7 protein-coding genes and 1 pseudogene are annotated in these 12400 nt (G+C 72.0%); 5 read left to right on the plus strand and 3 right to left on the minus strand.

Features of this window, described 5'->3' with window-relative positions:
- Positions 1-3477: hypothetical protein (locus ABT297_RS08280; protein WP_350546165.1), on the minus strand; the 3477-nt coding region annotated here is incomplete at its 3' end.
- Between the two features lie 167 nt (positions 3478-3644).
- Positions 3645-5138 (minus strand): C40 family peptidase, encoded by a 1494-nt coding sequence (locus tag ABT297_RS08285; RefSeq protein ID WP_350546168.1) that lies wholly within the window; start codon positions 5136-5138, stop codon positions 3645-3647.
- Positions 5139-5461: 323 nt separating this feature from the next.
- On the opposite strand from ABT297_RS08285, the gene mqnE reads away from it, so the two are divergent.
- The 4 genes and pseudogenes from mqnE to ABT297_RS08305 form a co-directional block, all read left to right on the plus strand.
- The gene (gene mqnE, locus ABT297_RS08290; RefSeq protein WP_350546170.1) at positions 5462-6631 is read left to right on the plus strand and encodes an aminofutalosine synthase MqnE; all 1170 of its coding nucleotides are present in this window, start codon (positions 5462-5464) and stop codon (positions 6629-6631) included.
- A 30-nt stretch (positions 6632-6661) separates the two neighbouring features.
- Complete coding sequence (locus tag ABT297_RS08295) at positions 6662-6931, plus strand: DUF4229 domain-containing protein (protein ID WP_350546173.1); 270 nt, start codon at positions 6662-6664, stop codon at positions 6929-6931.
- A gap of 67 nt (positions 6932-6998) precedes the next feature.
- Positions 6999-8273: a M14 family metallopeptidase gene (locus ABT297_RS08300; protein ID WP_350546174.1), complete on the plus strand. Its 1275-nt coding sequence runs from the start codon at positions 6999-7001 to the stop codon at positions 8271-8273.
- A 9-nt stretch (positions 8274-8282) separates the two neighbouring features.
- Positions 8283-8816 (plus strand): annotated as a pseudogene (locus tag ABT297_RS08305) (AAA family ATPase); the annotation flags it as partial.
- Between the two features lie 407 nt (positions 8817-9223).
- Here ABT297_RS08305 and ABT297_RS08310 read toward each other — a convergent pair.
- Positions 9224-9820 carry a DUF5317 family protein gene (locus ABT297_RS08310; RefSeq protein WP_350546177.1) on the minus strand — a complete coding sequence of 199 codons (597 nt, stop codon included), beginning with the start codon at positions 9818-9820 and terminating at the stop codon, positions 9224-9226.
- Positions 9821-10305: 485 nt separating this feature from the next.
- Here ABT297_RS08310 and ABT297_RS08315 point away from each other — a divergent pair, with 485 nt between their 5' ends.
- Positions 10306-12306: a HelD family protein gene (locus tag ABT297_RS08315; protein ID WP_502885539.1), complete on the plus strand. Its 2001-nt coding sequence runs from the start codon at positions 10306-10308 to the stop codon at positions 12304-12306.
- The last annotated feature ends 94 nt before the right edge of the window (positions 12307-12400 follow it).

Genomic DNA, 12400 nt, shown 5'->3' on the forward strand with positions numbered 1-12400 from the left:
CCGGCCGTGATGACGATCCCGCTGATCCTGCTGGCGGTCGGCTCGGTGTTCGCCGGCTGGCTGCTGTCGACGTCGGTGCCCGACTGGCTGACCCCACGCTTGCTGCGCGGGTGGGCTCGACGCCGGTGGCTGTCCCCATGCTTGCTGCGCGGGTGGGCTCGACGCCGGTGGCTGTCCCCATGCTTGCTGCGCGGGTGGGCTTGATGCCGGCGGCTGTCCCCATGCTTGCTGCGCGGGTGGGCTTGATGCCGGCGGCTGTCCCCAGGCCTGTTGCGCGGGCGGGCTCGACGCCGGTGGCTGACCCCAGCCAGGCTGTGGCCCGGGATGGCCCGGCTGCCCCTGCGGTGGGTTCCAGCCCGGCTGCCCGGGCGAAGTGTGTGGCTGCTGCCAGCCCTGCGGCGGCGGGTTCCAACCGTGGGCGGGCGGCTGCTGACCCCAGGCCGGTTGGCCCTGCTGGCCCGGCTGTCCTGGCTGACCCGGCTGTCCCGGGTGGCTCGCGTGTCCAGGCTGCCCGGGATAGGCCGGCTGACCGGGCTGCCACGGCTGGCCAGGTTGACCCGGCTGGCCCAGAGCACCGGGCTGGCCGGGGTGTGCCGCCTGGCCAGGCTGCCACGGCTGGCCCTGTTGTCCGTGCTGGCCCGGTTGTCCAGGGTTGGGCGGGGCCCAGCCCTGCTGACCCTGCGGCGGCGCGGCCCATCCCGGCCGGCCGGGCGGCGGGTTCCAGCCCTGCTGCGCGGGCCCGCTCGGCCACTGCGGCGCCTGTTCGGCCGCCGGCCCGGAGTCATTGTGGCCCCAAGGGTGCTCCGCGGACGGCGTCGTGTACGCGGGCGACGCCGGCGCCTCCGGGGTCTCTGCCTCCTCGGCCGGCTGGTCAGGCGCGCCGGCGCTCGGGAGCTGCGGCGGCTCCTCCGCCACCAGGAAGGGCGAGCTCGACACCGGCGGCGTCTGGTCCGCCCCACCGAACGGCTGCGCGGACGGAATCCCATACGCGGGGGCGCTCGGAATCGGGGGCGGCTGCACACCCCCGAACGACGCCGCGGGCTGTGCGTCCGGGACGCCGTAGGCGGGTGCGCCCGGCGCGTCGGCGGTCGGCGTGGGCGTGGCGGGGATCGGCGGTGGGCCGGGCAGTGGTGGCGGTTGTACGGCGCCGAACGGCGGTGCCGGTTGCGCGTCCGGGATGCCGTAGGCGGGTGCGGCCGGTGCGTCGGTGGCCGGCGCAGCCGTGGCGGGGATCGGCGGCGGACCGGGCAGTGGCGGTGGTTGTACGGCGCCGAATGACGGTGCCGGTTGCGCCTCCGGGGCGCCGTAGGCGGGTGTGACCGGCGTGCCGAACGGCGGCGTGCCGGGGATCGGCGGTGGGCCGGGCAGTGGTGGTGGGCCGGGCAGTGGTGGTGGGCCCGGGAGCGGCGGCGGTTGTACGGCGCCGTACGACGGTGCCGGCTGCGCGTCCGGGACGCCGTACGACGGGGTCGGCGGGGCATCCGGGGACTGGAACGGGCCGGGTGAGAACGGCGACGGCGACGGGAACGGCGGGGGCTGGGGCCGGGGCTCCGGGCGTGGGAACGGATCCGGCGTCGGGCCGGGCTGCGGCGCCGGTTCCGGCTCGGGCATCGGTTGGGGCCCGGGGGCCGGCGGGAACGGATTCGGGATCGGCTCCGGGGCCGGCGCCGGTGGGAACGGGGTGGGCTCCGGCTGCGGTACCGGCTCGGGGCTCGGGAACGGCGAGGGCGCCGGGCCCGGGATGGGCTCGGCCGGCTCGGGGTCGGCCGGGGGCTGGTCGGCGGCCGGGGGCTCGGCGCTCGCGGCGCCGCCGCGGTACACCTTCGGGATCGTCGTCGCGCCCCGGGCGGCCTGGGCGGCCTCCTCGGCGCTGACGGTGTGCAGGCCGGGCACGGAGGCGCTGGCCCGGACTGCCCCGACCACGGCGCCCGCCCCGATGCCGGGGGCGTCGCCGCCCGTCGCGAAGACGGGTGTGGGGTCGCTCGCGAGCGGGTCTGATGCCGGGAGGCCGGCAGGCGGGGTCGCGGCGACCGACGGCTCGGGGGTCGGCGGCGGGTAGCTGCCCGGGAAGGCGGGGACAACCGGCGGCTGGGAGGCGGCCGGCTCCGGGGCGGCGTGCGAGGTCGGGCGGCCCTGAGCCGCGAACGGGTGCCTGACCGGCGGCGGCTCGTACGCGGAGGGCTCGGCGGGCGGGTACGCGGCGGGGGCCGGCACCACGGGCGGCTCCGGTGGCGACTGGGCCTCGGGCGCGGCGGGCGATTCGGCGGCGGCAGCGGGCGTGGTCCAGGGCTTCGCGAACGCGTCCCAGGACGACTCCGTCGGCACGCGCGGGGTCCGCAGCCGGCTCGACAGCGGCGGTGCCTCGTCACCGTCGACCGGCGCGGCAGCGGTGTCCGGCCGTCCAAAACTGGCGGCAGGCGGTTCAAGACCGGCGGCCGGCGGCTCGGTGCCGGGGATGGAGAAGGCTCCAGCGCGGTACGTGCCGGCCTCGTGCCGTCGCTCCGCGACCTCGCCTTCGGGTGCGCCCACCGAGGCGACCGTCGCACGGCCCGTCACCGGTGCCGAGGCGACCGGGGTCTCCTCGGCAGCATCGACCGCGGCGGCCGGACGGCCCCCCGTAGGGCCGGAAATTTCGGAATAGCCCGATTCGTCCCGCGCGGCGGCGGGGGCGAAGCCGGTTAGCGGGGCCGGGCCGAACGGTGCGGCCAAGCCGCCCGAGTCCTCGCCCTCGGCGCGAGGGGCCGGAGGAACGGCGGGGAGCGGGGTCGGGTCGGTGGGTGGCGGGCCATACACGCCGGGAGCCGGATCGAGGCTCGGCAGCTGATAGGCCGGGGCACCGCCGACGGCCGCGGCGATCACGTCCTCGTCGGGCTCAGCGCCCAGCGCGGCGATCGCCTCCGGCTCGTCCGCGACAACGCGCTCACCAGCAACCGGCGGAGCGGAGACGGGCGGGCCGGAAACGGGCGCACCAGGCACCGGCGGAGCAGGGATCGGTGATCCAGGCTGCGCGCCGGCGAAGGGCTCGGAGGTCGGCATGGTGAAGGCGCCGGGTGGCGGTTCGCTCAACGGTAGCGCGTCCGGGGCGACACCGGCGGAGGGAGCGGCTGCCGGCACGACCGCGGGTGGGGCGACTCCCGCCGTACCGCCGCCGGAGAAGGCGGCCATCAGGGCCGCGACCTCGGGGTCTTCCTCCTCGTCCACGGCGCCGCCGAACGGGCTGGCGCCCGGCCACAGCGCACCGTCCACCGGGGTGGGCGGCGGCTCGTACGCCCGGTCGGGGAGATTCTCATCCGCCGGCTCGGGGGGCAGCTCCGTGCCGACCGGTGGCGGGGGCGGCAGCGGTGGCAGGTCGGCGCCGTCCTCCGGTGGTGGCTGGCTGGCTGGTGGCATGCCGCCCGCCGGGGCCGAGCCGCCGAATGCGGGGCCGGTCGGAACCGCCGCGCCGCGTGCGCCGTCTCGCGTCTCGCGCTCGTCCATCGCTGCCCTCCGTGAACCGGTGCCCTAGACGGGCATCATCGCGCGGCCGACGGCTCCCCTTCCGTCGGTCAACGGGTCCACGGTGCCACATCGAGTCACGCAGCGCCGGGTGGGAGTCCGTCGGGTTTTGGATCTACCGCCGGGATTCAACCTGCTCCACGAGGGCGTCAGCCGCCGGAGGCGCTGGTCGTCACCTGGGCCGTGGTGCTGGCGCCGGCCTCCGAGGACTTCACGGCGGCCGACGACGGCGACGAGGCGGCCGGCGCCGGGCTGCTCGGCTCCTTGGACGGCGTTGTCGGGTCGGGGGACGGCTGGGTCGACGGGCTGGTGGACGGCGACGGCGAGCTCGACTCCGATGGCTGGGTGCTCGGCGTCGGGCTGCTGGACGGCGAGGTGCTGACGGTCGGCGAGGCGCTGACGGTCGGCGAGGGCGACGTCGTGCTGGTCGGCGACGCCGAGGTGGAACCGCCGCCGGCCGGGGCGGTGGTCGTCGTGGTGTTGGACGGCTGGGCGCCGCCGGGTGCGGGCACCGCGTCGAAGATGCGGGTGGCGCCGAAGAGCTTCGACCAGCGCACCTCCGCGATCTTGACCTTCTGGCCGCTCGTCGGGGCGTTGACCATCTTGCCGCCGCCGACGTAGATGCCCATGTGGTAGATGCTGCGCCAGTCGCTCATGTCGGTGGCGAAGAACACGAGGTCGCCGGGCAGCAGCTGGTCGCCGGGGCTGTTCTTCGTCGGGCGGATCGCGCGTGTGCCGTGGTACATGTCGTTGGCCACGCGCGGGACGCGCACACCGACCTTCCCGTAGGCCCAGTACGCCAGGCCGGAGCAGTCGAACGTGTCCGGGCCCTCGTCGCCCCAGACGTACCAGGCGATGTTGACCTTGCTGAGCGCGTAGCTGAGCGCCTGGACCGCCTTGGGGTGGGCGACCATGCCGTCGATGACGGGGTTGTCGACCAGGCCGGGGCTCAGCGCCTGCTCGGCGGCGTCCTGCTCGGCCTCAAGCCGCAGCACCAGGGTGTCGTTCTCGGCGCGTACCTGAAGGTAGTGATTGTTCTGCGTCTGGAACTCGGTGTCGATCGGCGTATAGGTCGTCTGCGCGGTCTGCACCAGCAGCTGGGCGTCCTGGACCTCCTGGCGCGCGGCGGACTCCGCCTCCTTCGCGCGCAGCAGGTCGCGGGCCGCCTGCTGCCCGCCGGGCTGTCCGCCGAGGCCGGGCGCGAGGAGCCCGAACTGGTGCAGGTCGTTCGCGTATCCGTCCAGGGGACCCAGGCCGGCGGCGCGCTTGTAGGCCTCGGCGGCGGCCGAGTCAGCCTTCGCCTTGAGTTCCTCGACCTTCTGGCTCGCGGCGGAGAGCTTGGCCTGGGCGTCGGTCAGCGAGTTTTGCGCCGTTTCCAGGTCGAGCGAGGCTCTGTTGCGCTTCTCGCCGAGCTGGGCGACGGTGATCTCGAGCTGGGCCAGCTCGGCGGCCTTCGGGCCGCGCTGCGTCGTCGTGGTGGTGGTCGCCGGTGGGGTGGCCGTGGCGCCCTGATCCGGCAGGACGAGCTGGCCCGAGGCGACCGGGCGGGAGCCGGTGTCCGGGACGTTGCCGCCCGGGTCGGCGTAGGCCGGGCGGGTGACGAGGGAGCACAGCATCGTGCACACGACGGCGGTCGCCACCACGGAGCCACGGCGGAACCGCCGGCGAGGCCGCGGCTCGGTCGTCGTTGCCCGGACAACAGGCGTCTCCAGTGGTGGTGGCGCCGGATAGTCGCCCGGATACGCCGCCCTCAGTGTCAGCCCGCTCATCGCCACCGTCCCAAGTCGGTTAGCCATGCCAATGGTCGACCGTTGCCGATCGATCAGTCGGTCTGCCGCCCGACCGTGTTCCTAGCCACTAATTTTCTTACCGTACGGAGACCACACCGTCGAGTGGTGATCAATGTCAGCTTCGTCAGAGGCAGGTGAATGCGAGGGTAACGAGAGGGTCGACGTACGCTGGCGGCGTGGATGCAGGTGTGAAGCGCGAACTCGAGGCCAAGGTCGCCGCCGGTGAGCGGCTGAGCAGGGAAGACGGCATCGCTCTCTATGAGAGTGACGATCTTGTCTGGCTCGGCCGGCTGGCCCACCGGGTGCGCACCGACAAGAACGGCGACCGGGTGATGTTCAACGTCAACCGGCACCTGAACCTGACGAACGTCTGCTCGGCCAGCTGCGCGTACTGCTCGTTCCAGCGCAAGCCGGGCGAGAAGGACGCATACACCATGCGCATCCACGAGGCCGTCGCGAAGGCAAAGGAGATGGAGGACGAGCAGCTCACCGAGCTGCACATCGTCAACGGCCTGCACCCGACGCTGCCGTGGAAGTACTACCCGAAGGTCCTGCGCGAGCTGAAGGGCGCGCTGCCGGGCGTGAACCTCAAGGCGTTCACCGCGACCGAGATCCAGTGGTTCGAGAAGATCTCCGGCCTGCCCGCCGACGAGATCCTCGACGAGCTCATCGACGCCGGCCTCGAGTCGCTGACCGGCGGCGGCGCGGAGATCTTCGACTGGGAGGTCCGCCAGCACATCGTCGACCACGCGACCCACTGGGAGGACTGGTCGCGCATCCACCGCCTCGCGCACAGCAAGGGCCTGCGCACGCCCTCGACGATGCTGTACGGCCACATCGAGGAGCCCCGCCACCGCGTCGACCACGTGCTGCGCCTGCGCGAGTTGCAGGACGAGACGGGCGGCTTCACCGTCTTCATCCCGCTGCGCTACCAGCACGACTTCGTCGACTCCGCGGACGGCAAGATCCGCAACCGGCTGCAGGCGCGCACCAAGATGGCCTCGCCGGCGGAGAGCCTCAAGACGTTCGCCGTCTCGCGCCTGCTCTTCGACAACGTGCCGCACGTCAAGTGCTTCTGGGTCATGCACGGCCTGTCGGTCGCGCAGCTGTCGCTGAACTTCGGCGTCGACGATCTCGACGGCTCCGTCGTCGAGTACAAGATTACGCACGACGCCGACAGCTACGGCACGCCCAACACCATGCACCGCGAGGACCTGCTCAACCTGATCTGGGACGCGGGCTTCCAGCCGGTCGAGCGCAACACGCGATACGAGATCGTTCGGGAGTACGACAAGCCGACGCCGCTGGCCGATCGCCGCGCCGAGCCGCAGCAGGTCTGGGCCTGACGCTACGCTGGGTAGACCATGTCACCGTTTGTGAAGTACTCGCTGGCCCGCCTCGGTTTGTTCGCTATCGTCGCGCTCGCCGTCCTCGCCGTGCCGATCGACGTCGGCGCGACGCTCAAGTTGATGATCGCCGTGCTGGTCTCCGCGGTGCTGGCCCTCTTCCTGCTGAAGGGGCTGCGCAAGGAGGCGTCCGTGCAGGCCGTGGGGATGGCCCAGCGGCGTGCGGATAAGCGGGAACGGCTGCGTGCCGCCCTCAACGGGGATGATGATGGGGGCGAAAGCGCCACCAAAGCGGACTAAAGCCCTTTAAACCTTGGATGGTGCTTGGTCACTCCAAGGGGGCTCGATGGTTCGCAGGGTCGTTCCGGTGCTGGCGCTCGCCGTGGCGAGGTCGGTCGCGCTCGTCGCGGCGGGGTTGGTGACGCTCGTCGCGGTCAATCCCGCCGATGCGAGTCCGACAAATCCGGAATATAGCCAAAATTCGGCATCGTACGTCGTTGCTGGCGTGAACGACTATGCCGACCGGAACCGCATCGGCGGTACCGGCGCGGCCATCGACAGCGTCGTGAACGGGCGGGCGAACGTCACCGCCACGCCCGAGGAGGCCCGGCGCATCCAGCGCCTGGGCTACCGTGTCATCCGCGCGCAGACTGAGGGGTTCCCGGCCGCCGACGCCGGATACCACGACTACGCCGAGATGATGGCCGAGCTCGACAGGGCGGCCAAGGCGCACCCGACGATCATGCGGAAGCTCAGCCTCGGCAAGTCGTACGAGGGCCGGGACATGCCGCTGATCAAGATCTCGGACAACGTGACGGAGGACGAGGACGAGCCCGAGGTCCTCTACGGTGCGCACCAGCACGCGCGGGAGCACCTCACCGTCGAGATGGCGCTGTACCTCGTCAGGCTCTTCACCGAGCAGTACGGCAAGGATCCCCGCATCACCCGGCTGGTCAACAGCCGCGAGATCTGGATCGTGCCGGACATGAACCCCGACGGCGGCGAGTACGACATCGTCGGCGGCCAATACCACAACTGGCGCAAGAACCGGCAGCCCGCCGGCGACGGCTACCGCGGCGTCGACCTCAACCGCAACTGGGGCTACAAGTTCGGCTGCTGCCAGGGCTCCTCGCCGGTCGCGTCGTCGGAGACCTACCACGGGCCCAGGGCCTTCTCGGCGCCCGAGACGCAGCGGCTGCGCGACTTCGTGCTGAGCCGGCGCGTCGGCGGCGTGCAGCAGATCCGGGCGGCCATCGATTTCCACACGTACTCCGAGCTGGTGCTCTGGCCGTACGGGTACACGGAGCGCCCGTCCGCGCCGGGGCTCGGCCAGGACCAGCAGCGCACGTTCGCGACCCTCGGCGGGATACTCGCCAAGAGCAACGGCTACACCCCGGAGCAATCCAGCAGCCTGTACATCACCGACGGCTCGATCATCGACTGGCTCTGGGCCACGCAGGGTGTCTGGGCGTTCACGTTCGAGATGTACCCCGGCTCGCCGGACAAGGGCGGCTTCTACCCGCCGGCGAGCGTGATCGCCGAGCAGACGGCGCGCAACCGGGAGGCGAGCCTGCTGCTGGCCGAGTACGCCGACTGCGCGTACCGCGTGATCGGCAAACAGCAGCAGTACTGCCCGCGCTAGAACGTCCAGGCCGAGGACCTGTTCGCCACCGGCGACCAGGTGGCCGGGGATCCGTTCGCGGCCGAGACGCTCGGACGGGCGCTCGCGCGGCGGATCGCCGATCTGGCCGACAACCCTGACACGCCGTTGTTTTTCGGGCGGCTCGACATTGACGAGCACCGGTACCACGTCGGGCGGCGGCACGTCACCGATGCGGCCGGGGAGCCGATGGTGCTGGACTGGCGCGCCCCGCTCTCGCGCCGGTTCTATCAGGCCAGCGCGCAGGACCCGCAGAGCGTGCGGGTGCGTCGGCGGTTCGGGTTCGTCAAGGGCGCGCTCACCAGTTTCGAGGACGAGCGCCTGGACCGCGGCGAGGAGTTGGGGACCGCCAGCCGCATCCTCACCGAGGAGATCGAGCGGCCCCGCGTCGGGCCGATGCGCGACATCGTCGCCACCATCCAGCCCGAGCAGGACGAGCTGGTCCGGGCCGATCTCGACACGTCGATCTGCGTCCAGGGCGCGCCCGGCACGGGGAACCCGAACCCCGGAATTCGGCACACTGCCGAGGCTGTCAAGAACGTCAAGCTATCGGCGGCGTAGCAGGGCGCGAGTGTCGATTTCGATCGTGAACGGACCATCGGCGGTCAGTGTCTCGCCATCCTTCGCCACCGCATGCGAGGTATTCGTCCTCGCTCCACGGACCGACATGCTCAAGCACGGCCACGCTCATCGGCGACTCACCTCCCCCCGGCCGAGCAGCCGGGTAAATTCGGTGGAGCCCACCCGCAACTCGGATCCGGACGGCTTCCGACGTCCACTCATGACGGGAGACCATGCCTCGCGGCATGGTCTCCCATGTGCGGCGGCTCAGCCTCCGTGCTCGTATGGCGCACCGATCGTGTAGAGCAGGGTCGCGAGCGAGGCGAGCGTCAACACCACGAAGACGGCACGCCGCCAGTTGATCGACAACGTCATGATTCACCCCCTGTCCGGGTCTGTGTCAGCTGCGCTACTGGCAATTCCCGCCGGTGGCGGCGCATCGCGAGCACGACCACCGCGCAGGAGCCGCCGCTGATCAGGACGTCACCAGGGCTGATGACCTTCCGCAGCGGCGCGATCGGGATGGTGTCGCCCAGGAACGACAACCGGGTGTCGGCGTCGACGGGCGCGTTCTTCGGCGTGGTCAGACCCGGGCGCAGGCCGACCGACTCGGCCATGGCGGGCGAGTACGGCATCCGGCCGTTGACCGCGATGGCGATGCCGTTGAGGACGGCACCGAGCGCGATGACCGCCCCGGCGACGCGGATCGCCGCGGGCCAGTTTCGGAGGTTGACCCCGAGCCAGATCAGCACCGGGGCGAATACGACGACCAGCGGGGGCACGCCGACCCGGATTTCGACGAAGTCCCGCGCGCCGGGCAGGTAGTACTGCGCCGCTTGCACGAACGCGGCCAGCCACAGCAGCCAGATCGCGACCAGCCGGATCGTGCGCAACCCGGACAGGCGCCCGCCCAGCAGATAGCCGACGATCACACCGGCGAGCGGCGGGATCACGATCAGCACCAGCATGCGAATCGACACAGCGCCCTAGCCGCCGGCGTCGCCGCTGAACGACAACGATCCAGTCTGGGCGTCGGCGGGAGCCGCTGCCGCCAGTCCGCCGACTACCCCCGTGAGCGACAGGGCGGTTGCAACCGCCGCACGTCGCCAAGACTTGTGCATGCCGATCCCTTCTGTCAGGCATCTGCGTCAGGATTACTCCTGGCACACGTCAATTGGCGCACAGGGCAGGACGTCCTGATGCCCTCCACGGCATTTGGTACATTCCTGCGCCTGCCACGTGAACCGCCACAGCGGCCGGAACGTCGACATCGAGCAAGTGCACAATCAGCTCCGTCCGGCGCCGTTCGAAAATCGGTGGAGGTGGGCGCCGCGTGCGCGTAGGCTGGTTAGCCGCTTGACGGCCGCGGTGAGGTAAGCACCGCAGCGGACGTCCCACGCGCCGGGCTCACCGCCCTGGATACGCGAGCGAGCCGACCGAGACCTCCAAGAGGATCACCGTGCCCGCACTCGAAACCGACCTTCAACACGAACGCGAACACCTCGCCGCGTCACGACAGGCGCTCAAACGCATGCGCGAGCATGCCGAGGAGCTCTTCTCCACCGGAGACAAGGTCGCCGGGGATGCGTACGCCGCGGAGACGCTCGGCCGGCACCTGGCCCGGCGCATCGCCGATCTCGCCGACAACCCCGACACGCCGCTGTTCTTCGGGCGGCTCGACCTCGACGACCACCAGTACCACGTCGGGCGCCGGCACGTGACCGACGCCGCCGGCGAGCCGATGGTCCTCGACTGGCGGGCACCCCTGTCACGCAAGTTCTACCAGGCCAGCGTCCGCGACCCGCAAGGCGTCGACGTGCGCCGGCGCTTCGGGTTCGTCAAAGGCGACCTCACCAGCTTCGAGGACGAACACCTCACCGCCGGGCAGGACATCGGGACCAGCCGCATCCTGCTCGACGAGATCGAGCGGCCCCGCGTCGGGCCGATGCGCGACATCGTCGCCACCATCCAGCCCGAGCAGGACGAGCTGGTCCGGGCCGATCTCGACACGTCGATCTGCGTCCAGGGCGCGCCCGGCACGGGGAAGACCGCGGTTGGTCTCCACCGTGCGGCGTACCTGCTGTACCTGCATCGCGAGCGCCTCCGCCGGGCCGGGGTGCTGATCGTCGGTCCGAACCGGGCGTTCCTCGGCTACATCGCCGCTGTCCTGCCCGCCCTGGGCGAGCTCGAAGTCCAGCAGTCCACGATCGAGGACCTGATCGCCCGCGTGCCGGTCCGCGCCACCGACCCGGTCGACGCGCAGGTGGTCAAGCACGATCCGCGCATCGCGCAGGTGCTGCACCGGGCGCTGTGGTCACGGTTGTCCCGGCCGGAGGAGCCGCTGCAGGTCTCGGACGGCGCGTACCGCTGGCGGGTCAGCGTCGAGGCGCTGCGCCGGGTCATCGACGACGTCCGGCGCGAGGACCCGCCCTACGCGCTGGGCCGGGAGCGGGCCCGGGCGCGCATCGTGTCGCTGCTGCAGCGCCAGGCCGAGGCCAAGTCCGGCGAGTCACCGCCCGAGAGCTGGGCACGCAAGATGGGCAGGTCCCGGCCCGTGGCCGAGGCACTGGACGCGGCATGGCCGGCGGTCACGCCCGAGGGGCTCGTCTTCGATCTTCTCCGCGATCCCGAGGCGCTCGCCGGGGCCGCCGACGGCATCCTGACGGCCGACGAACAGGCCGCGATCGTCTGGGCGAAGCCGCCCCGCACCGTACGTGCCACCAAGTGGTCCGCCGCCGACCTCGTGCTCATCGACGAGGTGGCGGGCCTGCTCGAACGCGAGCCCACCGTCGGTCACATCGTCCTTGACGAGGCGCAGGATCTCTCGCCGATGCAGTGCCGCGCGATCGCCCGCCGCAGCGCCCACGGCTCGATCACCCTCCTCGGCGACCTCGCCCAGGGCACGGCACCGTGGGCCGCGACCGACTGGGCCGAGTCGCTGCGCCACCTGGGCAAGCCCGAGGCCGGGATCGTACCGCTCAGCGTCGGCTTCCGCGTGCCGGACGCGGTCGTCGCCCTCGCCAACCGGCTGCTGCCCGCGCTCGCCGTCAACGTCCCGCCGGCAGTCTCGCTGCGCCGCGACGGCGAACTGACCGTCCAAGCCGTCGACGACCTCACCACCGCCACGGTCGCCGAGGCCAAAGCCGCGATGACGTACCCCGGTTCCATCGGCGTGATCGCCGCCGACCACCAGATCGATCAGGTACGCACCGCGCTCGAAGCGGCAGGCATGCGGCCCGCCGACCTCGACAGCCCCGGCGGCGGCCAGGTCACCGTCGTGCCGGCGACCCTCGCCAAGGGCCTGGAGTACGACCACGTCATCGTGATCGAGCCGGCCGCCATCGTCGCAGCCGAGCCGCGCGGCCTGCACCGGCTGTACGTGGTGCTCACCCGCGCCGTTTCCCGGCTCAGCGTCCTGCACCGCGAACCGCTGCCGACCGCGCTCGTCGACTGACTGGATCCGATTCGCTTCTCGCCCGCGCGGGGTGGACTGCCGGACGGATGAACCCGCCGGCCGTGGGTAGCACGGTGAACTGAGATCACCGTGA

Origin of the sequence: Dactylosporangium sp. NPDC000555, from assembly GCF_040300025.1 — a bacterium.
Lineage (GTDB): Bacteria > Actinomycetota > Actinomycetes > Mycobacteriales > Micromonosporaceae > Dactylosporangium.